Annotated in this window: 23 protein-coding genes; 12 read left to right on the forward strand and 11 right to left on the reverse strand. The window is 64.5% G+C overall.

Translation table 11 applies throughout. The features are described 5' to 3' along the window. Positions 1-89: 89 nt before the first annotated feature. Genes AC1DKY_RS07485 through AC1DKY_RS07505 form a run of 5 tightly spaced genes read right to left on the reverse strand, consistent with a single transcriptional unit; the run spans position 90 to position 4243 of the window. Positions 90-689: a cytochrome c3 family protein gene (locus AC1DKY_RS07485; RefSeq protein ID WP_441603541.1), complete on the reverse strand. Its 600-nt coding sequence runs from the start codon at positions 687-689 to the stop codon at positions 90-92. A gap of 1 nt (position 690) precedes the next feature. Continuing rightward, positions 691-1254: a nitrate reductase cytochrome c-type subunit gene (locus AC1DKY_RS07490; RefSeq protein WP_441603540.1), complete on the reverse strand. Its 564-nt coding sequence runs from the start codon at positions 1252-1254 to the stop codon at positions 691-693. 10 nt (positions 1255-1264) lie between these two features. Further along, on the reverse strand, positions 1265-3766 hold the full coding sequence (gene napA, locus AC1DKY_RS07495; protein ID WP_441603539.1) for a periplasmic nitrate reductase subunit alpha: 2502 nt from the start codon (positions 3764-3766) through the stop codon (positions 1265-1267). Further along, on the reverse strand, positions 3763-4059 hold the full coding sequence (locus tag AC1DKY_RS07500) for a chaperone NapD (protein ID WP_441603538.1): 297 nt from the start codon (positions 4057-4059) through the stop codon (positions 3763-3765). The genes napA and AC1DKY_RS07500 overlap by 4 nt, the downstream gene beginning before the upstream one ends. Before the next feature lie 25 nt (positions 4060-4084). Further along, complete coding sequence (locus tag AC1DKY_RS07505) at positions 4085-4243, reverse strand: periplasmic nitrate reductase, NapE protein (RefSeq protein WP_441603537.1); 159 nt, start codon at positions 4241-4243, stop codon at positions 4085-4087. A gap of 210 nt (positions 4244-4453) precedes the next feature. On the opposite strand from AC1DKY_RS07505, the gene AC1DKY_RS07510 reads away from it, so the two are divergent. Continuing rightward, a complete protein-coding gene (locus tag AC1DKY_RS07510) occupies positions 4454-4990 on the forward strand; it encodes a molybdopterin-dependent oxidoreductase (RefSeq protein WP_441603536.1) in 537 nt (178 codons plus the stop codon). 111 nt (positions 4991-5101) lie between these two features. Here AC1DKY_RS07510 and AC1DKY_RS07515 read toward each other — a convergent pair whose 3' ends face one another. The 6 genes from AC1DKY_RS07515 to AC1DKY_RS07540 form a co-directional block, all read right to left on the reverse strand. Further along, a complete protein-coding gene (locus tag AC1DKY_RS07515; protein ID WP_441603535.1) occupies positions 5102-5332 on the reverse strand; it encodes a formate dehydrogenase subunit delta in 231 nt (76 codons plus the stop codon). A 5-nt stretch (positions 5333-5337) separates the two neighbouring features. Further along, entirely contained in the window at positions 5338-6171 is an 834-nt protein-coding gene (gene fdhD / locus AC1DKY_RS07520; protein WP_441603534.1) for a formate dehydrogenase accessory sulfurtransferase FdhD, read from the reverse strand. 2 nt (positions 6172-6173) lie between these two features. Continuing rightward, positions 6174-9056, reverse strand: coding sequence for a formate dehydrogenase subunit alpha (gene fdhF / locus AC1DKY_RS07525; protein ID WP_441603533.1), 2883 nt, complete (start codon positions 9054-9056; stop codon positions 6174-6176). 224 nt (positions 9057-9280) lie between these two features. Next, positions 9281-10837 carry a formate dehydrogenase beta subunit gene (locus tag AC1DKY_RS07530; protein WP_441603532.1) on the reverse strand — a complete coding sequence of 519 codons (1557 nt, stop codon included), beginning with the start codon at positions 10835-10837 and terminating at the stop codon, positions 9281-9283. Further along, positions 10834-11334, reverse strand: a complete 501-nt coding sequence (locus AC1DKY_RS07535; protein ID WP_441603531.1) for a formate dehydrogenase subunit gamma — start codon at positions 11332-11334, stop codon at positions 10834-10836. The genes AC1DKY_RS07530 and AC1DKY_RS07535 overlap by 4 nt, the downstream gene beginning before the upstream one ends. A gap of 19 nt (positions 11335-11353) precedes the next feature. Next, positions 11354-13009 carry an OFA family MFS transporter gene (locus AC1DKY_RS07540; RefSeq protein WP_441603530.1) on the reverse strand — a complete coding sequence of 552 codons (1656 nt, stop codon included), beginning with the start codon at positions 13007-13009 and terminating at the stop codon, positions 11354-11356. Between the two features lie 252 nt (positions 13010-13261). Here AC1DKY_RS07540 and AC1DKY_RS07545 point away from each other — a divergent pair, with 252 nt between their 5' ends. The 11 genes from AC1DKY_RS07545 (at position 13262) to AC1DKY_RS07595 (ending at position 22896) form a co-directional block, all read left to right on the forward strand. Further along, positions 13262-14512 (forward strand): molybdopterin molybdotransferase MoeA, encoded by a 1251-nt coding sequence (locus AC1DKY_RS07545; protein ID WP_441603529.1) that lies wholly within the window; start codon positions 13262-13264, stop codon positions 14510-14512. After that, entirely contained in the window at positions 14509-14856 is a 348-nt protein-coding gene (locus AC1DKY_RS07550; protein ID WP_441603528.1) for a DUF7009 family protein, read from the forward strand. Before AC1DKY_RS07545 ends, AC1DKY_RS07550 begins: the two co-directional genes overlap by 4 nt. A gap of 78 nt (positions 14857-14934) precedes the next feature. Then, positions 14935-15711, forward strand: coding sequence for a molybdate ABC transporter substrate-binding protein (modA, locus tag AC1DKY_RS07555; RefSeq protein WP_441603527.1), 777 nt, complete (start codon positions 14935-14937; stop codon positions 15709-15711). Between the two features lie 9 nt (positions 15712-15720). Continuing rightward, on the forward strand, positions 15721-16404 hold the full coding sequence (gene modB, locus AC1DKY_RS07560) for a molybdate ABC transporter permease subunit (protein WP_441603526.1): 684 nt from the start codon (positions 15721-15723) through the stop codon (positions 16402-16404). Further along, positions 16397-17497, forward strand: a complete 1101-nt coding sequence (modC, locus tag AC1DKY_RS07565; protein WP_441603525.1) for a molybdenum ABC transporter ATP-binding protein — start codon at positions 16397-16399, stop codon at positions 17495-17497. Before modB ends, modC begins: the two co-directional genes overlap by 8 nt. A 54-nt stretch (positions 17498-17551) precedes the next feature. Continuing rightward, positions 17552-18754: a molybdopterin molybdotransferase MoeA gene (locus tag AC1DKY_RS07570; RefSeq protein ID WP_477179893.1), complete on the forward strand. Its 1203-nt coding sequence runs from the start codon at positions 17552-17554 to the stop codon at positions 18752-18754. A gap of 1 nt (position 18755) precedes the next feature. Next, positions 18756-19802 (forward strand): GTP 3',8-cyclase MoaA, encoded by a 1047-nt coding sequence (moaA, locus tag AC1DKY_RS07575; protein ID WP_441603523.1) that lies wholly within the window; start codon positions 18756-18758, stop codon positions 19800-19802. 226 nt (positions 19803-20028) lie between these two features. Further along, positions 20029-20514, forward strand: a complete 486-nt coding sequence (moaC, locus tag AC1DKY_RS07580; RefSeq protein ID WP_441603580.1) for a cyclic pyranopterin monophosphate synthase MoaC — start codon at positions 20029-20031, stop codon at positions 20512-20514. Continuing rightward, entirely contained in the window at positions 20511-21110 is a 600-nt protein-coding gene (locus tag AC1DKY_RS07585) for an NTP transferase domain-containing protein (protein ID WP_441603522.1), read from the forward strand. Before moaC ends, AC1DKY_RS07585 begins: the two co-directional genes overlap by 4 nt. Continuing rightward, positions 21107-21349, forward strand: a complete 243-nt coding sequence (locus AC1DKY_RS07590) for a MoaD/ThiS family protein (protein ID WP_441603521.1) — start codon at positions 21107-21109, stop codon at positions 21347-21349. The genes AC1DKY_RS07585 and AC1DKY_RS07590 overlap by 4 nt, the downstream gene beginning before the upstream one ends. Beyond that, complete coding sequence (locus tag AC1DKY_RS07595) at positions 21346-22896, forward strand: ThiF family adenylyltransferase (RefSeq protein WP_441603520.1); 1551 nt, start codon at positions 21346-21348, stop codon at positions 22894-22896. The genes AC1DKY_RS07590 and AC1DKY_RS07595 overlap by 4 nt, the downstream gene beginning before the upstream one ends. Positions 22897-22906: the final 10 nt, after the last annotated feature.

Raw genomic sequence — 22906 nt, forward strand, 5'->3', positions numbered from 1 at the left:
CGACGACCCCGCGGGGCGCCGGTCATATCTGGCAGGTGATGCGCGATACGATCGCGCACAGGGTGCGCTCCCACAGGGGGGCGGSCTSCTCAGCCCTGCGGCACGCCGGTCATATCYGGCARGTGATGCGCGATGCCCTTGTGGCAATCGATGCAGGTCTTCTCGCCCGAGCCCAGCCAGCGCTTGTGGATTTCCGCCGCGCGCGTCGACTGGCGCGTGAGGTCCATCGATGTGTAGTTATGGCAGTTGCGGCATTCCAGCGAATCGTTGGCTTTCAATCGCGCCCATTCGTGTTCGGCCAGTTCCAGGCGGTGGTCGAGAAACTTCTCGCGCGTGTTGACGGTGCCGAAGATCTTGCCGTAGACCTCCTTGGAGGCCTGCATCTTGCGCGCGATCTTGTCGGTCCACTGATGTGGCACGTGGCAGTCGGGGCAGGTGGCGCGTACGCCGGAGCGGTTGGTGTAGTGGATGGTCGACTTCAGTTCCTGGAAGACGTTGTCGTGCATCTCGTGGCAACCGGTGCAGAACGCCTCGGTATTGGTCAACTCAAGTCCCGTGTTGAACGCACCCCAGAACATCACGCCCGCGATAAAGCCGCCCAGGGTGAGAAAGCCGAGGCTGTAGTGGACGCTGGGGCGGCGGATCGTCCGCCATAAGGCAACGAGCCATTCCTTGAGCCGCGGCCACATATCAGTTCGCCTTCTGCTCGGGCTGCTCGGAGAGCACGGTGTCGATGTCCTTGAAGTTGTTCGCGACCAGCGGCTTGGCGTCGGTCTGCACCACATGGCACTGGTTGCAGAAATAGCGGCGCGGGGAAATGGTGGCGAGGAACTGGTCGTTGCGATCCATGTAGTGGGTGACGCTGACCGGCGGCGCCTGGAATTTGTCGGCGTTGGCGCGCGCGTGGCACAACAGGCAACGATTGGAATTCTTGTCGATCTGGTAGTTGTCGATGGAGTGCGGGATCGTCGGTGGCTGCATCGGATAGGCGCGCACGCGCTTGATGTCTGCGTTCTCCACGCGGGCCATCAGCGGGGCGGCGATTTCCTGGTTCACCGGGGCGCCGCGACGGATGGCGTCGATCTGGTCGCCTGCGGCCACGGGTTCGGCGGTGCTTGCGATCGCCGGTGGCGCCGTGGCCGGTACGGCGGCCACATGCGGCTCGGGCGAGGATTTCTTGCCCACCGCGAATCCAACCGCGGCGGCCACCAGCACCACGATGACGGCGAGGACGATGAGGGCTTTGTCGCGCATCATGTCTCTCCTAAACCGCTATGACCTTGACCGCACACTTCTTGTAGTCGGTCTGTTTGGAGATCGGATCGGTCGCGTCAAGCGTCACCTTGTTGATCAGCTGGCCGGCGTCGAACCACGGCACGAACACCAGGCCTTGCGGCGGCTTGTTGCGGCCACGCGTCTCCACCCGCGAACGCATTTCGCCGCGACGGGAAATGACTTTTACCTCGTCGCCGCGCTTGAGTCCGCGCGATCGCGCATCGTCCGGATTCATGAATACAACGGCTTCGGGGAAGGCGCGATACAACTCCGGCACGCGCATGGTCATCGAGCCGGAATGCCAGTGCTCGAGTACGCGGCCGGTGGACAACCAGAGGTCGTATTCCTTGTCGGGTATCTCGGGCGGTGCCTCGTAGGGCAGGGCCCAGATCACCGCGCGCCCGTCGGGATTGCCATAGAACTGGAAGCCTGTGCCTGCTTTCACATAAGGATCTGCACCTTCGCGATAACGCCAGCGCGTCTCCTTGCCGTCGACCACGGGCCAGCGCAGGCCGCGCGCCTTGTGGTAATCGTCGAACGGGGCGAGGTCGTGTCCATGGCCGCGTCCAAACGCGGCGTATTCCTCGAACAAACCCTTCTGCACGTAGAAGCCGAAGGCGGCTGCTTCGTCGTTGTCGTAGCCCGCTTCCATCTCGGTGGTGGGGAACTTGTCTACGTTGCCGTTGCGATAGAGCACGTCGAACAGAGTCTTGCCCTTGAACTGCGGATTGGCGGCGAGTATCTCCGCCGGCCAGCATTCGTCGGTGGTGAAGCGCTTGGAAAATTCCATCAGTTGCCACAGATCCGAGCGGGCTTGTCCCGGCGCCTTCACCAGTTGGTGCCAGAACTGTGTGCGCCGCTCGGCGTTGCCGTAGGCGCCTTCTTTCTCCACCCACATGGCGGCGGGGAGGATGAGGTCGGCTGATTGCGCAGTGACGGTGGGATAGGCGTCTGACACCACGATGAAATTGCGTGGATCGCGGTAACCCAGATACGTCTCCTGCATCAGGTTCGCGCCGGCCTGCACGTTGTTGTTGCACATCACCCAGTAGGCATTGAGCTTGCCGTCGCGCAGCATGCGGTTCTGCTGTACCGCGTGGTAGCCGGGCTTGGGCTGGATGATGCCGTGCGGGATCTTCCAGATCTCCTCGGCGTGTTTGCGATGCTCCGGATTGGTGACCACCATGTCGGCGGGCAGGCGATGGCTGAACACGCCCACTTCGCGCGCGGTGCCACAGGCGGACGGTTGGCCGGTCAGCGAGAACGGGCTGTTGCCGGGCGTGGCGATTTTTCCGGTGAGCAGGTGGATGTTGTAGACCATGTTGTTGGCCCACACACCGCGCGTGTGCTGGTTGAAACCCATGGTCCAGAACGACACCACCTTGATGTCCGGATTGGCGTAGAGCTCGGCCAGCTGCTGCAGCCAGCCTTTGTCCACGCCGGTCATCTCGACGGTTTTTTCCAGTGTGTACGGCGCCACAAAGGCGGCGAACTGGTCGAAGTCGATCGGCTCGCTGGCAGTCGGGTCCTTCGCGTTCTTGGCTTTTTCTTCCAGCGGATCGTCGGGGCGCAAGCCGTAGCCGATGTCGGTGACGCCGCGTTTGAAACTGGTGTGCTTGGCGACGAAATCCTTGTTGACGCGATTCGTCTTGATGATGTGGTTGGCGATGTAGTTGAGGATCACCAGATCGGTCTGCGGCGTGAACACGATCGGGATATCGGCCAGTTCGAAACTGCGATGCTCGAAGGTGGACAGCACGGCGACTTTGACATTGGGATTGGACAGGCGCCGGTCGGTGACGCGCGTCCACAGGATCGGATGCATCTCCGCCATGTTCGAACCCCACAGCACAAACGCATCGGCCGCTTCGATATCGTCGTAGCAACCCATGGGCTCGTCCATGCCGAACGTGCGCATGAAACCCATCACAGCCGAAGCCATGCAGTGGCGTGCATTGGGGTCGAGTGTATTGCTGCGGAAACCACCCTTGAGCAGCTTGTTGGCTGCGTAGCCTTCCCACACGGTCCATTGGCCGGAGCCGAACATGCCGACGGCTTCGGGGCCTTTCTCCTTGAGCACGCGCTTGAACTGCTCGGCCATCACGTCGAACGCCTCGTCCCACGAGACTTCGGTGAAGGCACCGTCCTTGGCGTAGACGCCGTTCTTCTTGCGCAGCATCGGCGCAGTCAGGCGATCCGCGCCGTACATGATCTTTGAGAGGAAATAGCCCTTCACGCAGTTGATGCCGCGGTTCACTTCGGCGAGCTGATCGCCATGCGTGGCCACCACGCGGCCATCCTTCACCGCCACGTTGACGCCGCAACCGGTGCCGCAGAAGCGGCAGGGCGCCTTGCTCCACTTGAGCTGGACCATGTCGCCTTCGAGCAGCACATTGGTGGCGGCGGCGGGCACGGCCAGGCCAGCCACGTTGGCGGCAACCGCAACGGCCGTGTTGCGAATGAATTCGCGGCGCGTCATGGACAGGGTCATGGCTCGGCTCCTTGATGTATTGCGCCCGTGGACACCAGTTCGTCCATGACGGCGGCGGGCTCCACGTGGTGGTAGATCAGCGATACGTTGATGACCCCGGGCAGCATCTGCAGTGCGTCGATGTGATCCATCACGGCGCGCTGGTTGTCGGTTTCGCACACCATCACGCAGCGGCATTCGCCTTGTATGGCGATGTCCAGTGCGTCGTGATCGTTGACGAAGGCGCTAAGCGTTGGTGCGGCATCCGGGCGATGCAGCACGACCAGGCTGGAGATGTGATGCTCATCCCTCATGGCAGTCCCCTGTGCTTGGCCAAGGTCAGACATGCGGCGGGCCGCTGACAAACATCTGCCAGAACCACACGGCGAAGCCAAAGGCGGCGATAAACATCACCGACAGCACGGGGAAGAGCAAAAGCAGCAACAGGAACGTGGTGCGCTCCTGCTTGCGGGTGCTTGGGTTGGCCGATGGTTCCACGCGCACCTCCCACAGGCTGGACGTTACTTCCCAGATCTGCGCGTTAAGCTAAACCGATCATTCCCCTGGCCCCCTGACCTGGATCAGAGCAGCCATCCGTATTGGCGATCACTGACAAGGCATGCTTGTATGCAACAAGTCGAGTGTACGCTTCACGTTTTTCCGCAGCGGTGAAAGCCGCGTGAATTCACCGCACATAGGGAGCTAGGCATGGCAATCCGCAGGTGGCATCGATATGCCCTTAGTGCTCTGTTGCTTGGGGTTTGGGTGGTCCTTTTTGCCCATGGCGCTGACGCACCTTCGTCCGCTGCGCCGACAGCCATAGAAGTATCGGTCGCGGGCAAGCCAGCACTATCGCTGGATGCCAAGGCCTTGGCCGCGATGCCGCATGAAGAAGTCACGGCGTCCGCGCACGATGAGGCGGCCAGCCAGTGGCGGGGCGTGAAGCTGGAAGATGTGCTGGCGCGGGCAGGCGTGTCGCTGGACAAGCCGTTGCGTGGCCGCGCGCTGGCTTCGTTCGTGCGGGTGACGGCGGCTGATCAGTATCAGGTGGTGTTTGGGCTGGCGGATCTTGATCCCACGCTGGGGCATACGCAGGTGCTGCTGGTGGATATGCGCGATGGCAAGGCGCTGGACAAGGATGGTCCGGTGCGCTTGCTGGTGCCGGGGGATAAGCGGCCGGCGCGCTGGGTGCGGAACGTGACGGCGATTGAAGTCGTCGATGGTGGGACGACCACGCGTCCGTGACGAGGCGAAGCGCCATGTGGGAGCGCACCCTGTGCGCGACAACCTGACGGAGCGTTGCCGCCGTTGTGCCGCGGTCGCGCACAGGGTGCGCTCCCACAAGGTGTCGCAGGTTTAGCGCACGTCTACCGGTGGCAGCTCCAACTCACTCACAGCTTCTCGCGCGAGCGGAATCAAACCCTCGCCGCCTTCCGCGACATAGGCCTTCAACTGTCGCCGCATGCTCGGATCCCAGAACCGCTTGAGGTGGTCGCGCACGCTGATCACCGCCGCCGCGTGATCGGGTTCGACGGTGAAATAGGTGGCGATGTCGTTCGCCATGGTGACGAGTCGTTCGATGCGCATCGTGCTTACTCTGACACCGGCGGCAGCAGGCGGCCGGGATGGCTGTAGATATTGTGGCTGCCGGGCCGCGCAAAACCCACCAGGGTGATGCCGGCGCTGCGCGCCAGTTCGACTGCGAGCGCGGTGGGTGCGGAGATGGCGGCAAGCATGGCGATGCCGGCGCTGGCGGCCTTGGTGACCATTTCGTAGCTGGCGCGACTGGTCACCACGGCAAAGCCTTCGTTGACGTCGATGCCCGCACGTGTGATCGCGCCGATCAGCTTGTCCAAGGCGTTGTGGCGACCAACGTCCTCGCGCACCAGCAGGATGCGGCCTGACGCGTCGGCCCAGGCGGCTCCGTGCACCGCACCCGTCGCGAGGTTCACCGGTTGGCGGCTCTTGAGTTCGTGCAGGGCGATTTCCAGCGCCTCGCGCGTCACGGTGGGGCCGTCGCCCACGGAGCCATCGTGGCGAACAGCATTCTCCAGATCCCGCGTACCGCAGATGCCGCAACCACTACGGCCGGGCAGCAGGCGTTCCTGCTCGCGGCCGAGGTGGGCGCCATGCGCATTGTCGGTGACCCGCATGGCCAGCTCGATGCCTTCCAGCAAGGCGTGCACTTCCAATTGCAGCAATTGCGCGGGCTCGCTGATCAGGCGTTCGGTGAGCGAGAAGCCCAGCGCGAAATCGTCCAGGTCGTGCGGCGTCGCCATCATCACGGCGAAGGTCGCGCCGTTGTAGTTCATGGCGATGGGTATTTCTTCGGCGACGAAATCCTCTTCGTGCGTCGCCTCGCCATTGCGCCAGCGGTCGACGGCACGCACGGCATAGCCGCGCATCGCTTCGTCTTCGTCAGCCATGGTCAAGCGGGCTTCGCCGATTGTTCGAGCAACGCTTCCTGCGCCTCGGTGAAGGCGCGATAGCGCTTCTGCCACTCGGACGGCTGGTTGACGCGGGTCACCTGCACTGCGGTCACCTTGTATTCGGGACAGTTGGTGGCCCAGTCCGAATTCTCGGTCGTGATCACGTTGGCGCCGGAGCCCGGGAAGTGGAAGGTGGTGTAGACCACGCCGGGCTGCATGCGCTCGGACACGACTGCGCGCAGCACCGTTTCACCGGCGCGGCTCACGATGCCGACCCAGTCGTTGTCGACGATGCCACGTTCCTCAGCATCATGCGGATGGATTTCGAGGCGGTCTTCGTCGTGCCACATCACGTTGGCGGTGCGGCGTGTCTGGGCGCCCACGTTGTACTGACTGAGGATGCGGCCGGTGGTGAGGATCAGCGGGTGCTCGGCGCTCACTTTCTCGGTGGTCGCCACGTATTCCGTCAGCATGAAGCGGCCTTTGCCGCGCACGAATTCATCGACATGCATCACCGGCGTGCCGTCGGGATGCTCGTCGTTGCACGGCCACTGGACGGAACCCAGCTTTTCGATCTTGTCGAAGCTGACCCCATGGAACGTCGGAGTCAGTTCTGCGATTTCGTCGAGGATCTGCGAGGCATGCGTGTAGTTCATCGGATAGCCCATGGCCTGCGCCAGCAACTGGGTGATTTCCCAGTCGGCGTAGCCGCCCTTGGGTTCCATCACCTTGCGCACCAGCGACATGCGCCGCTCGGCATTGGTGAAGGTGCCATCCTTTTCCAGGAACGAACTGCCGGGCAGGAAGACATGCGCGAACTTGGCCGTCTCGTTGAGGAACAAGTCCTGCACCACGATGCATTCCATCGAGGTCAGCGCAGCGGTGACGTGCTGGGTATCGGGATCGGACTGCGCGATATCCTCGCCTTCGATGTACAAGCCCTTGAAGCTGCCATCCATCGCGGCCTCGAACATATTGGGAATGCGCAGACCGGGCTCGCCCAGCAGCGGCACGCCCCAGGCCTGCTCGAAGGACTGGCGGACGGTGGTGTCGCTGACATGGCGATAGCCTGGGAATTCGTGCGGGAACGAGCCCATGTCGCAGGAGCCCTGCACGTTGTTCTGTCCACGCAGCGGATTCACGCCCACGCCTTCGCGGCCGATATTGCCGGTGGCCATGGCGAGGTTCGCAATCGCCATCACCGAGGTCGAACCTTGTGCGTGTTCGGTGACGCCCAGGCCGTAATAGATGGCACCGTTGCCGCCGGTGGCATAGAGGCGGGCAGCGCCGCGCGCCAAGTCTGCCGGCACGCCAGTGACGCTTTCCATGGCCTCGGGACTGTATTTTTCCTGCGACACGAACGCGCGCCACTTGGCGAACGCTTCGGGTTCGCATCGCTGTGCGACAAAGTCCTCGTCGACCAGGCCTTCGGTGACGATCACGTGGGCCAGCGTATCGAGCAGGGCCACATTGGTGCCCGGGCGCAGCCGCAGGTGATAGTCGGCCTTGATATGCGGCGTGCGCACCAGATCGATGCGGCGCGGATCGACCACGATCAACCTGGCCCCGGCACGCAGGCGCTGCTTCATCTGCGAGCCGAACACCGGGTGGGCATCCGTGGGGTTGGCACCGATCACCAGCACGACGTCGGTGCTGCGGATGGAATCGAAATCCTGCGTGCCGGCCGATTCGCCGAGCGTGGCCTTGAGGCCGTAACCGGTGGGCGAATGGCAGACGCGCGCGCAGGTGTCCACGTTGTTGTTGCCGAAGCCGGCACGCACCAGCTTCTGCACCAGATAGGTTTCCTCATTGGTGCAACGCGAAGAGGTGATGCCGCCGATGCTGTGCTTACCGTAGGTCGCCTGCAGGCGCTTGAACTCGCTGGCGACGTGGCCGATCGCTACCTCCCAGCTCACCACGCGCCACGGGTCGGAGATCTTGGCGCGGATCATCGGCGTGGTGATGCGATCCGGATGCGTGGCATAGCCGATCGCGAAGCGGCCCTTCACGCAGGAGTGACCATGGTTCGCATGGCCGTCCATGTTTGGCACCATGCGCACGATGTCCTGACCTTTCATCTCCGCCCGGAAACTGCAGCCGACGCCGCAGTACGCGCAGGTGGTGATCACGCTGTGTTCGGCCTGGCCTTTGTCGATCAGCGATTTTTCCGACAGGGTCGCCGTGGGGCAGGCCTGTACGCAGGCGCCGCAGGAGACGCATTCCGAATCCAGGAAGCGGTTGTTCTGGCTGGCCGAAACCTTGGACTCAAAGCCGCGACCCTGGATGGTCAGCGCGAAGGTGCCTTGCACTTCGTCGCAGGCGCGCACGCAGCGTGAGCAGGCGATGCACTTGGATGGGTCGAACGTAAAATACGGGTTGGATTCGTCCTTGGCTGCAAACAAGGGATTGGCGGTGCCGTCTGTTTGCTTGGGCTTGACGTGATTGGCACCGTCGTAGCCGTAGCGCACATCGCGCAGGCCCACCACGCCGGCCATGTCCTGCAGCTCGCAGTGGCCGTTGGCGGGGCAGGTGAGGCAGTCGAGCGGGTGATCGGAGATATAGAGCTCCATCACGCCGCGGCGAATATCGGCAAGCTTCGGCGTCTGCGTGGCTACTTTCATGCCTTCGCTCACCGGCGTGGTGCACGAGGCGGGATAGCCCTTGCGGCCTTCGATTTCCACCAGGCACAGGCGGCACGAGCCGAACGCATCGAGCATCTCGGTGGCGCACAGCTTCGGGATGCTGATGCCGGCCTGCGCGGCAGCGCGCATTACCGAGGTGCCTTCGGGCACTTCGATGCGGCGGCCGTCGATGTCCAGCGACACCATGGTTTGCGATGTCGATTTGGGTGTGCCGAGATCGATTTCGACGATGGACAGCATAGGGTGACTCCAGGGGGCCTATTTCAATTTTTTGGCCGAGCGTTCATTTCCCTCGCCGTCATTCCGGCGCAGGCCGGAATCCAGTAGCGAGGGTGCGCGGTTATCGCAAAAGAGCACGGCTAGCTCTGTCGCGGCGACCGATCCGTGCCGCTCCTGGATTCCGGCCTGCGCCGGAATGACGGTGAGTGGGGCGCCAGAGTTTACGCAGGACATGGTGCAGTCTCTCAGTTCACCGGCTCCGCCGAGCCCGCGAAATCTTCGTGGAAATGGTCCAGCGCGCTCAGCACGGGGAAGGGCGCCATGCCGCCGAGCGCGCACAGCGAACCTGCCACCATGGTCTGGCAGAGGTCGCGCAGCAGCACTTCCTCGCGTTGGCGTCCGGCATTGTCGCTGGTGAGCAGTCGATCGATCACCTCGACGCCACGGGTGGAACCGATGCGGCATGGCGTGCACTTGCCGCAGGATTCGATCGCGCAGAACTCCATCGCGTAGCGCGCTTGCGCCGCCATGTTCACCGTATCGTCGAAGACCACCACGCCGCCGTGGCCGAGCATGCCGCCGATGGCGGCAAAGCCTTCGTAGTCGATCGGTGCATCGAGCTGTGATGCAGGTAGATAGGCGCCGAGCGGGCCACCGACCTGCACCGCGCGCACCGGTCGGCCGCTGGCGGTGCCGCCGCCGTAGCTTTCGATCAGTTCGCGCAGGCTAAGCCCGAAAGCACGCTCCACCAGTCCGGGCCGTTTGAGATTGCCGGCCAGCTGGATCGGTAGCGTGCCACGCGAGCGGCCGCTGCCGTAGTCGCGGTAGTAGGCAGCGCCCTTGTCGAGAATGATGGGTACGGAAGCAAACGTGACCACGTTGTTGATCACCGTGGGCTTGCCGAACAGTCCATGGATGGCCGGCAGCGGCGGCTTCACGCGCACCTGGCCGCGCTTGCCCTCCAGCGACTCCAGCATCGAGGTTTCTTCGCCGCAGATATACGCGCCGCCGCCAAGGCGCACTTCCAGATGGAAGGCCTTGCCGCTGCCGCGCACATTGTCGCCGAGATAGCCGTTTGCCTCGGCGGCAGCGATGGCTTCCTTCAGCGCATGGTGCGCATGCGGATACTCGACACGCAGATAGATGTAGCCGCGCGTGGCGCCCGCCGCGATGCCAGCGATGGTCATGCCTTCGATCAGCACGAACGGATCGCCTTCCATGATCATGCGGTCGGCATAGGTGCCCGAGTCGCCTTCATCCGCATTGCAGGCGACATATTTCTGCACGGCCTGAGCATCCAGGCAGGTCTTCCACTTGATGCCGGTGGGGAAGGCTGCGCCGCCACGGCCGCGCAGGCCTGAATCGGTCACGGTCTGCACAATCTCGGCGCCGCTCATGCGCAACGCCGCTTCCAGTCCGCGATAGCCGCCGTGCGCCATATAGTCGTCAAGGCTGCGCGGATCGACGATGCCGACGCGTGCGAAGGTGAGGCGCTGCTGGTTCTTCAGATAATCAATGGATTCGGTGAGGCCAAGCGCGAGTGCGTGCGCGCCGCCATGCAGAAAGTCGGCATCGAACAGTGCAGCGACGTCTTCGACCTGCACTGGACCGTAGGCGATGCGTCCTTCCGATGTCGCCACCTCGACCAGCGGTTCCAGCCAGAACAAACCACGCGAACCATTGCGCACGATTTGGACGTCAACGCCACGACGCTCGGCTTCAGAAGTGATGGCAACGGCCACGGCTTCAGCGCCCAGCGAAAGGGCACTGGCATCACGCGGCACAAAAACAGTGAAGCTCATGAAACCTCCGCAGCGAGCCACGCATCGAAACGTTCGGGCGTGACCCGACCCTTCAACTCGCCATCCACCATCATGGCCGGCGAGCACGCGCAGTTGCCTAGGCAGTAGACCGGCTCCAGCGTGTAGCGGCCGTCCTGGGTCGTCTCGTGAAAGTCTACGCCCAGGCGCTGTTTGACGTGTTTTTCCAGCGTGACGGCGCCCATCGCCTGGCACGACTCGGCACGGCACAGATAGATCACGTGCTCGCCCGCCGGCTGCTGCCGGAAGTAGTGATAAAAGCTGATGACGCCATGCACATCAGCCCGCGAGAGATTCATCTCGCGGGCGATGAGGGGCACGGCGGCTTCAGGTACGTAGCCGAGCGCATCCTGAATGCCATGGAGCACCGGCAGCAGGGCGCCTGGCAAATCCTTCAGACGCCCTGTGACTTGGAGCACGACGACCCGGACCGATTCGGGAATATCCGGCAACGACGAGCCTGTAACCGCGCGTTTCATCAATCAAATTCTCTATGCGTTAAAACAGTGCAGCAGCCTTGGTAATCGCTATCCATACGCCGATCAGGAAGGGAATGCCAACCAAGGCCCAGGACGCCGCACCGACGACACCGAACGGTCCGCGCGCTGCTTCCTGTGCGCGGGCCGACATGGCGGGCGTTTCGTGTTGCAGGGACTTTTCGTGCTCAAGTTCCGCATCGCTCATCAGCGCAGTTTCCTTGACCGGCTTGATCAGCAGGTTACAGATCATGCCCACCAGCAACAGGACGGCCAGGATATACAGCGTGCGGTCGTAGACCAGATTCTTGGCCACGCCCGCATCCAGTTGCGCCTGGCGCACCGCGGCGATCAGGAAGGGCCCCGCAATGCCCGCCACCGACCATGCGGTGAGCAGGCGACCGTGGATCGCGCCCACCATCTGGGTGCCAAAAATATCCGACAGATACGCCGGCACCGTGGCAAAGCCGCCTCCGTACATCGACAGGATCAGGCAAACCGCGATGACGAACATGCCCGCCAGGCCCATGTGGCCCAGGGTCGGCAGCGAGCAATAAAGCGCGATGCCCAGCGCAAAGAAGATGAAGTAAGTGGTCTTGCGGCCGATGAAGTCCGAGGTCGAGGCCCAGGCGATGCGTCCAAGGCTGTTGAACAGGCTGATCAGGCCGACCAGGCCCGCCGCCGAGGCGGCGATGGCGGCCTTTTGCGCCACGCTCAGCGCCGTACTGGCATCGAGACCGAGCAGCTTGCCGCCGAACACGTCCTGGAACATCGGGCTGGCCATCGACAGCACGCCGATGCCGGCGGTGACGTTCATGCACAACACCATCCAGATCAGCCAGAACTGCGGTGTTTTCCAGGCGCGGTTCAGATGCACGTGGCGATGGGTGATCAGTTTGTTGGTCGATGCCGCCGGCGGCGTCCAGCCCAGCGGACGCCAGCCCGACGGCGGCACGCGGAAGCCGAAGGCGCCGGCGACCATCGCCACCAGGTAGATCACACCCATGCACATCAGCGCGGACGACACGCCGGGTACGTCGCCGATGGAGAACTTCTTCATCAGCGCCACGGCCAGCGGGGCGCCGATCATCGCGCCGCCGCCGTAACCCATGATGGCGAAGCCGGTGGCCAGGCCCCGTCGATCCGGGAACCATTTGATCAGGGTCGAGACGGGTGTGATGTAACCCAATCCCTGGCCTATGCCGCCTAACACGCCTGCTCCTAGATAGACCAGCCATAACTGATGCATCGACACGCCGATGCCGCCGACGATCAGGCCGCCGCCCCAGCACAGGGCGGCAATGAAACCGGCCTTGCGCGGGCCGGCATGTTCGAGCCACGCACCCCAGATCGCCGCCGAAATGCCGAGCATGGCGATGAAGGTTTCAAAGATGTGGTTGACCGCCGGCACCGTCCAGTTGCAGGCGGTGGTGAACAGCTGCGCAAGAAAGCCCAGCTTGGCGCAGATCGCGGGGTCCGCTTCCGTCACCAGTTTGGTCATCGGCAGCCAGAACACGGAAAAGCCATAGGCCATGCCGATGCTCAAATGGATGGCCAGGGCCGCCGGCGGTACCAGCCAGCGATTGAAGCGCGGCCCGGCAATCGTGCTTTCTCGGGACAACACGGCCGACTTAGTGTCGGCCGTAGTCAGGACATCGGTTTCCGATACACCCACCATGAGCATCTCCCCCGGTTGTCGTCGGCCATGCGGCCGGATGGCAGACGCGATGTTTAGAGCCGCCATGTCGGTCGCGCCACCCGACCATGGTCGTACACATCTTCTTTGAACCTGAACTATGCCAAGGTGGCACCAACTGTGTTGCTGCAACGCAACGGATTGTGACAACCGAGGCGCATCGAACTCTTGCAATGTGATGCGCACCACGCCGAGCATGTAGCGACTTCACTCTGCCGCAGGCCAGACTTCCGCATGATCGGTTACGACGACGCACTGCTTGAGCTACTTCGGCACGTGCGGCCGTTGCCGGCGCAGTCATGCAAGACCGCCGATGCCTTGGGCAAAGTTCTTGCGGCCGATGTCGTCAGCTCGATGGACCTGCCGTCGTTCGATCACTCCGCAATGGACGGCTATGCGCTTCACGCGGCCGATCCGTTGGCCGCCGGCAGCGAGCATGCGGTGCAGGGCTCGCAGGCCGCTGGCGATGTTTCGCGCGGCTCGGCTGGCATGGCCTGGGAGATCATGACTGGCGCCCGACTTCCGCAGGGGCTGGACACGGTGGTGCCGGTGGAACGCACGGCGCTGCTGGAGCGTCGTGATGATGGTTCGCCTGCACGCATCCGGCTGCTCGACGACGTCGCGCCCCAAGCCAATGTGCGCTACGCCGGCAGCGACGTGGCCAAGGGCGCGGTGGTGATCAAGGCGGGCACGCGCATCCAGGCCAGTCAGCTGATGCTGCTGGTGGCGTTGGGTGTGGCCCAGGTGGAGGTGCTGCGCGCGCCGCGCGTCGCCATCATCTGCACGGGCAAGGAGTTGCAGGACGATCTGACCCAGCCGCTGGGCGATGGCCAGATCTATGGCTCCAACGGGCCCTATCTGGTTGGTGCATTCGCGGCGATGGGCGTGCAGGTGTGGTCGTGCGAAACCGTGGACGATACGAGCCACACCTTTGTTGCCGCCGTACAGCGTGCACAGCAGGCAGGCGTGGATCTCATCGTCAGTACGGGCGCCGTGTCCATGGGGCGCTACGACTTCGTGCCGGATGCCCTGGTGAAACTCGGTGCCCAGGTGCTTTTCCACAAGCTCGCGGTCCGCCCTGGCAAGCCGCAACTTGCTGCGGTGCTGGGGGATGCATTGGTGTTTGCCTTGCCGGGCACGCCGATGGCCGTGGCCGTGGGCCTGCGCTTCCTGATCGATCCGGTGGTGCGCGCCATGCGCGGACAAGCCCGGGAACCCTTGTGGCGAGCGGTGCTGGACACGCCTCAACAACTCAAGCCGGGCCTGCGTCACTTCCTGCGCGCCTCGGTGACGCAGGATGAGCAGGGACGACTTCACGCGCACGTGCTGGCGCAGCAGCAACCCTTCCGCATCCAGCCGTTCGCTCAGGCCAACGCCTGGGTGGTGGTCGAGCAGGATGCCGTCGAGGTGGCGGCCGGCGCATTGGTGACCGTCGCCAGCCTGCACCCGGACGCTGGATGGGATCAAACGGGAGTCGCATCGTGAAACTGCAGATCGAAGCTCAAAGCCTGCGCGTGCGTATCGGCGAAGAGGAGTTATCCAGGCTGCTCGCTGGCGAGCCCCTGGTATCGCGTACCCGTTTCACCAGCAGTCTGTCGCTGTCGTGCACGCTCAAGGCGGTGGCCAGCGAGGCCGCTCGTTTCAGCGGCCAGCCCGACGCCTGGTCGATCGACCTCCCACAAGCCCTGGTGCGAACCCATGCCGCCAGCCTGCCCACGCGGGAGGGTTTGACCTTCCAGCTGGAAAGCGGAGAGGGCGATCCGCTGGAGCTGCTGTTCGATGTCGACGTGCGCGACAGCGTCCGTCATCGTCGCGCGCCGAGGCAGTAGCGTTGACATGACGCTGGTTACGCTTGGGCTAGTCTTGGGCCGTTGCATCGGCCGCCACGATCAGGAATGACACAAAAGATGCGTCGACTTTGGCAGGGCCTGCTGGTATTGGCGTCGGTAACGGCATCGTCGATGTCGATGGCGGCCGCTACCGACAATCACATCACGGTCGCGGCTGCGGCGGACCTGCATCAGGCGCTCGACGATGTCGTGGCGGCGTATCGGCACGAGCATCCCGATAGCCGCGTCGAGGTGGTCTATGGCTCCTCGGGCAATCTGTCCACGCAGATCGAGCAGGGCGCGCCGTTCGAGCTGTTTTTCTCGGCCGACAGCAGCTATCCGCAGCAACTGGTCGAGCATGGCAAGGCGAGCGGTACGCCGGTGCCTTATGCGCTCGGTCACCTGGTGATGTGGAGCGCCAGCATCGACATGAAGGGCGTGCAGGTGGCTGATCTCGCGCAGCCCCGGTTCGGCCGCATCGCCATCGCCAATCCGCAGCACGCCCCGTACGGCAAGCGTGCCGAACAGGCGCTGCGTGCTGCGGGCGTGTGGGACAAAGTGCAGCCGCGCCTGGTGTTTGGCGACAACATCGCGCAGACCGCGCAGTTCGCGCAAAGCGGCAACGCTCAGGTCGGCTTGGTGGCCGAATCGCTGGTGCTCGGATCGTCGGTCAAAGGCAGTTTCGAGCCGGTGCCGCCCGCGCTCTATGACCCGCTCAAGCAGAGTTTCGTGATCACCCAGCGCGGCGCGAACAATGCGCTCGCGCAGGACTTTGCGCGCTACGTGCAGAGTGCCCCGGCCAAGGCGATTCTTTCGCGCTACGGCTTCAACCTGCCGGAAGACGCCGCGCACTGAGCGCCCCTTATGGCCCTGTTGACCGAAGCGGACATCGAGGCACTGGGCCTCACCCTGCGACTGGCGACCACCGTCACCGTGTTGCTGCTCGTGCTGGGCGTGCCGTTGGCCTGGTGGCTGGCGCATACGCGCTCGCGCTGGCGGCGTCCGATCGCTGCCGTGGTGGCCTTGCCCCTGGTGCTGCCGCCGACCGTGCTGGGTTTCTATTTGCTGATGCTGCTCGGGCCGGATGGATGGGTGGGGGGTGCGTTTGCTGCGCTTGGCCTGGCAGCCTTGCCATTCACCTTCCAGGGCTTGGTGGTGGCCTCGATGCTGTATTCGCTGCCCTTCGTGGTGCAGCCGCTGCACAACGCATTTGAAGCGGTGGGCGAACGGCCGCTGGAAGTGGCCGCCTGCCTGGGGGCCAGTCCGCTGGATCGGTTCTTCAGCGTGGCCTTGCCGCTGGCCTTGCCCGGCGTGATCACGGCCGCCGTGCTTGGCTTTGCGCACACAGTGGGCGAGTTCGGCGTGGTCCTGATGATCGGCGGCAATATCCCCGGCCAGACCCGCGTGCTGTCCATGCGTATTTACGACCATGTGCAGGCGGGCGAATACCACCAGGCCAATGTGCTGTCGCTGTGCCTGCTGGTGGTGTCGTTTGCCGCCTTGCTTGCCATGTCGCTGTTGCGTACCCGCAGGCAGGCGCGTGACTGAGCGGGCTGGCGAGAGCCAGCTGGGGCTCGACGCCAAGCTCGCCTGGCGCCGCGGCGCGCTGGCGTTCGAGTTCGAGCTGACCCTGCCGCCGCGGGGCATTACCGCCTTGTTCGGCCCCTCCGGCGCGGGCAAGACCAGTTGTTTGCGCGCGATGGCCGGGCTGGAGCGCGAGGCCGTCGGCCGGGTGAGTTTCGGGCAGACGGTGTGGCAGGACAGCAGCCATCGGGTGTTCGTGCCGCCGCATAAACGGCGCATCGGTTACGTGTTCCAGGAAGCCAGTCTGTTCACCCATCACTCGGTGGCGGGCAATCTGGATTTTGGTTTTCGCCGCGCCGGACGCCCGGCGCATCTGGATCGCGACGGACTGATCGACCGCTTCGGCTTGCGGCCCTTGCTGGAGCGTCGCGTCGACGGCCTGTCCGGCGGCGAGCGCCAGCGTGTGTCGATGGTGCGTGCGCTGCTCTCGGATCCGGCCTTGCTGATGTTCGACGAGCCGCTGTCCGCGCTCGACGGTCCGGCCCGCACGGACTTGCTGGAATGCCTGGAATCCCTGCATGCCACGCTGCAGGTGCCGATGATCTACGTGAGCCACAACGTGGACGAAGTCGCCCGGCTGGCCGACCATCTGGTGCTGATGGAAGCGGGCCATGTGGTGGCGCAGGGCGGCCTGCAGGACACCTTGACCCGGCTGGACCTGCCGCCGGCCCTGGGCGATGCGGTGGGAGCCGTGATCGAAGGCGAGGTGGTCGCCTACGACGCCCACGACCAGCTGATCGAGCTGGCTTTTGCTGGCGGACGCCTGTGGTTGCCCTATCGCCACGAACGCGTGGGGCAGCGTTTGCGCTGCCGCATCAGCGCCCGCGACGTGGTGTTGAGCACCGCACCGCAGACCGGCACCAGTGCGCTCAACCAGCTGCCGTGCCGGATCGTCGCGGCCGTGGACGCCGGACACTCCTCCCAGGTGCTGGTGCAACTGGACGCCGGCGGCTGCCTGTTGCTGGCCCGCATCACGCGGCGTTCATGGCATGCGCTGGGCCTGCCGCCCGGCAGCAACGCCTGGGCGCAGGTGAAAGCCGTTGCGCTGGGAATCTGAGAGGCGCGCTATGCTCGACCCCATGCGGTCACCCTTCTTTGCATGATCCAAACCATGAGCGAATTGACCAGCGTCAGCCAAGCCGAAGCCCTGATCGCCGAACATATGCCCTCGTTTGGCAGCGAGCGCGTGCCCTTGGACGAGGCGGTGGGACGGGTACTTCGACAGCCGGTGCACGCCGAACACGATCATCCGCCGTTCGACCGCGTGATGATGGATGGCATCGCGATCCGCTGGTCCGCCGCCATGCCCCGTCGCCTGCACGTAGCGGGCGCACAGATGGCCGGCATGCGCAGGCAAGTGCTGCCCTCCGGCAACGACTGTCTTGAAATCACCACCGGCGCGATGCTGCCCGAGGGTGCCGATGGCGTGATTCCGATCGAGCAACTGCGGCGCGATGGCGAGGACTATGTGCTGTCCGACGACTGCGCACCGGTGGCCGGCCAGTTCATCCATCGCCGCGCTGCCGATTGCGCACAGGGCAGCCTGCTGCTGTCGCCCGGCATGCGCCTGGGGCCGGCCGAAATGGCCTTGCTGGCGGCCAACGGCGTGGCGACCGTGGCGGTGGCGGTGATGCCGTCGATCGCCATCGTGTCGACCGGCGATGAACTGGTGGAGGTGGGCGCGCCGCTGGGCGAAGGGCAGATCCGCCGCTCCAACGACAGCGCGGTACGCGCCGCCTTGCGGCTGGATGGGTTCGCGCGCGTGGTGATGGAACATATCGTCGACGACGAGGCCGTCACCGGCGAGCGCATCGCCCATCTGCTGGAGCGCCATGATGTGCTGCTGCTGTCTGGCGGCGTCTCGATGGGGCAGCGCGACTATGTGCCCGCGGCGCTGGTGGCACAAGGCGTGCGCAAGGTGTTTCATCGCATTGCCCAAAAGCCAGGCAAGCCGATGTGGTTTGGCGTCGGTCCGCGCGGCCAGGCAGTGTTCGCCTTGCCCGGCAATCCGGTCTCCGCGCTGGTATGCGCCACGCGCTATGCACGCCCGGCGTTGCTCGCCGCGCAGGGTCTGCTCGCCCCGGCGCCGGATTGGGTCTGCCTGGACAGCGACGTGGACGTCAATCCGCAGCTGGCGAGCTTCATGCCAGCGCGCGTGCAATCGGATGCTCAGGGACGGTTGATGGCGTATCCGGTACCGTCCAAGACCTCGGGTGATTTTTCCTCGTTGCCGCGCACGCAGGGATTCGTGCAGTTGCCGCCCGGCCAGGGCAAGGCGCCTGCGGGAAGCGTGGCGGCGTTTTATCGGTGGTGAGATGAGCGCGATCAACAGTCTCAACCAGACCTCGGCATGGCCGGTCGACCAGCTCGGCCGTTCGCTGCACGACCTGCGCATTTCGGTGATGGATCGCTGCAATTTCCGCTGCCCGTATTGCATGCCCGAATCGACCTATGGCGAGCACTTCAACTTCCTGCGCAACGACGAGCGCCTGAGCTTCGATGAGATCGAACGCCTGTGCCGGCTGGCGGCGACGCTGGGGGTGAGCAAGCTGCGCCTTACCGGCGGCGAGCCCTTGCTGCGGCCGCATCTGGCCGAGCTGGTGGAACGGCTGCGCCGACTCGATGGCATCACCGATCTCGCGCTGACCACCAACGGCGTGCTGCTTGCGCGGCACGCCGCCGAATTGCGCGATGCCGGCCTCGACCGCGTCACCATCAGCCTCGACACGCTTGATCCCGCGCTGTTCCACCGCATGAGCGGCGGGCGTGGCGCGCTGGACGATGTGCTTGCCGGCATCGAGGCCGCGCAGAACGCCGCTTTTCCGCACGGCGTGAAACTCAATACGGTGGTGCAGCGCGGCGTGAACGAGCACACGGTGATCGATCTGCTGGAACGCTTTCGCGGCAGCGGCATCGTGGTGCGCTTCATCGAATACATGGACGTGGGCAATCGCAACGACTGGCACGCCGATGACGTGGTGCCCTCGGCGACGCTCGTCCAGCGCATCCACGCGCGCTGGCCGTTGCGCGCCGTGCTGCCCAAGTACGCCGGTGAAGTGGCGACGCGCTATCGCTTCGAAGACGGGGCCGGCGAGATCGGCATGATCTCCTCCATCAGCCAGCCGTTCTGCGGCGGCTGTACGCGGGCACGCCTGTCGTCCGAAGGCATGCTCTACACCTGCCTGTTCGCCACCCAGGGCGCCGACCTGCGCGGCCCCTTGCGCGCGGGCGCCAGCGACGAGGCGCTGACCGAACTGCTGCGCCAGACCTGGCTGGGCCGTCACGACCGCTACAGCGAGGAGCGGGCGGAGCACCATGGCAAGGCGCCACGGAAGATCGAGATGCATTACATCGGGGGGTGAGGGTGCTGGAAATATGCAGGCCACCCTGCTCGTCATTCCGGCGCAGGCCGGAATCCAGTGGCGACGCGTTGCGATTTTCGCAGCGGGCGCCAGGCGACAAGCCGACTCACCGCTACTGGATTCCGGCCTGCGCCGGAATGACGGTGAGGGAAACACAAATTCTTCATCCTTGCCGCCGCCGCTGGACCGATAATCGGGACAGACTCAGGAGTTGTTCGTGACAGCGATACCCACCCAGCTATCCCACGTCGACGACGAGCAGCAACCGCGCATGGTCGATGTCGGCGCCAAGGCGATCACGCGCCGTTCGGCCCAGGCCAGCGCGCGGGTGACGTTCCCTGCCGAGGTGGCCGCGCGACTGCACGAGGCGGGCTATGTCACGCCCAAGGGCGCGGTGCTCACGGTGGCGCAGATCGCCGGCGTGATGGGCGCCAAGGCCACGCCGCAACTTATTCCGCTGTGCCACCCGCTGAGCATCGACAAGTGCGACGTCAGCATTCGCATGGAAGGCGTGCACGCACTGATCGACTGCACCGTGTCCTGCAACGGCCGCACCGGGGTGGAAATGGAGGCGCTCACCGGCGCCAGCATCGCTGCGCTGACCATTTACGACATGTGCAAGGCGATGTCGCACGACATCGTCATCCAGGAAGTGCGGCTGGTCGCCAAGAGCGGCGGCAAGCAGGATTTCTCGACGACGGAGCGAGCATGAGCGACACACCGGCTCCGCTTTACGGTTTGCTTTTGAGCGGCGGCGCGAGCCAGCGCATGCGCCAGGACAAGGCCGCGCTGGACTATCAGGGCGAGCCGCAGTTATTGCGCGCGTGGCGATTGCTTGAATCGGTGACCGAGCGCGCGTTTGTGTCGGTGCGCGAGAGCCAGCGCGACGACGCCTTGCGCGTCACGCTGCCGCAAATCGTGGACAGCTACGACGCGGTGGGGCCGGTCGCCGGCATCCTCTCCGCCCAGGAACGTCATCCCGATGCCGCATGGCTGGTCCTGGCCTGCGACCTGCCGTTGCTGGACAACGACACGCTGCGTCGCCTGATCGACGCGCGCGATCCGCAAGCCGATGCCACTGTGTTCGCCAGCAGCCATGACGGTCTTCCCGAACCGCTGTGCGCCATCTGGGAACCACGCAGCCACGCACTGCTGCGGCAGCGCTACGAGAACGGCAGCTATTGCCCGCGCAAGGCGCTGATGCAATCGAACATCATCTTGTTGCCCGCGCCAGGCGATGCGCTGGACAACGTCAATACACCCGAGGAACGGCAAGCCATGCAGCAACGTCTGGAGTCTTTGGCATGACGGTGGTGAACCTCCAGTACTACGCGCAACTGCGCGAGCAGGCCGGCACCAGTGCGGAGCAGGTCGATACCATGGCGGGTTCGCTGCGCGAGCTGTATGAGGAGCTGCGTATCGCCCGAGGCTTCTCGCTGGCGGCCGATGCACTCAAGGTGGCGGTCAATGCCCAGTTCAGCGGATGGGAGCGTCCGCTGCGCGATGGCGACACCATCGTCTTCATCCCACCGGTGGCTGGCGGATGAGTCGTTTCGAACTTGCCAGCACGATCGTCGATACCACTGGCCAGCGCGACCGCCTGCGCCATCCGGCCAGCGGCGGCTATTGCGCGTTTGAAGGCTGGGTGCGCAACAGCAACGAAGGGCGCGAAGTCGACGGGCTGTCCTACGAGGCCTATGCGGAACTCGCCATCGCCGAAGGCGAGCGCATCGTCGCCGAAGCCATCGAGCGCTACGGCGTCACCGACGCGCGCTGCGTGCATCGCACAGGTGATTTGAAGATCGGCGATATGGCGGTATGGGTCGGCGCCTCCGCGCCACACCGCGACGAAGCGTTTCGCGCCTGTCGCTACATCATCGATGAGATCAAGCACCGGCTGCCGATCTGGAAGAAGGAACACTACGTTACCGGTGAATCGGACTGGGTCGCCTGCACGCATGTCTACCGCGAGCATGAGCACGAAGCTCATCACCATCATCGCCATGCGCATGCCGCACCCTTCGTTCCCGACTATTCGCGCCAGACGCGGCTGCGCGAAGTTGGCGAAGCAGGGCAGGCAAAGCTCGCATCCTCACGCGCGCTGGTGATCGGCGCCGGTGGTCTGGGCTGTCCGGTGATCAGTTATCTCGCCGGTGCGGGCATCGGCACGCTCGGCATCGTGGATGGCGATCGCCTGGATGCGAGCAACCTGCATCGGCAGACCATGTACGACGCGCACGACATCGGCCAGTTGAAGGCCGAGCTCGCTTCGCGCCGCGTGACGGCGCTCAATCCGACGGTGAAAGTGCAGGTGTGGACACAGCCGCTGGATGCCGGCAATGCAGTCGATGTGTTTGGCCAGTTCGATCTGGTAATCGAATGCACCGACGATATGCGCAGCCGCTATCTCAGCAGCGACGCCGCCGTGATCAGCGGCACGCCTTTGATCCTGGCCAGCATTTATCAATACGAAGGCCAGCTGCAGTTCGTGGCGGCCAAAGCGGGTGCGCCCTGTCTGCGTTGCCTGTGGCCGCAGGAGCCATCGCCGGAATCGGTAGGCAGTTGCGTGCTGTCAGGCGTGCTCGGTCCGGTGCCCGGCGTGCTGGGTGCGATGCAGGCCACTGAAGCGCTGAAATATCTGCTCGGCTTGCCGCAGCCGAACGCTGGCGCATTGTCGCTGGTGAATCTGATCGACCTGAGCATCCAGCACTTGCCGATCGATATGGCCAACGGCTGCGCCGCGCATGGCGGTTGCATCGAGGTGGCGCGTCGCGCGTTGGCCCGTTCGGTGGACGAGCAGGAGATTGATCTGGCGTTCGATCGACTCGACGACGCCATCGCCGCCGGCTATCAGCTGGTGGATGTGCGCGAGGCCGACGAGCTGGTCAGCGATCCGATGCCGGTCGCTGGTGCGATGCACGTGCCCTCGGCTCAAGTCGGCGAACGGGCAGGAGAATTCATCGAGGGCCGTTATCTGCTGGTCTGCGCCAGTGGCCGTCGCAGTGGGCATGCCGCGCGCCTGTTGCGCGACGAAGGCAGGCAGAACGTGTATTCGCTCGCAGGTGGACTGCACGCGCTGCGCGTGACTGGGTGAATGCGCGTGG

This window comes from Dyella sp. 01N448 (assembly GCF_056399225.1).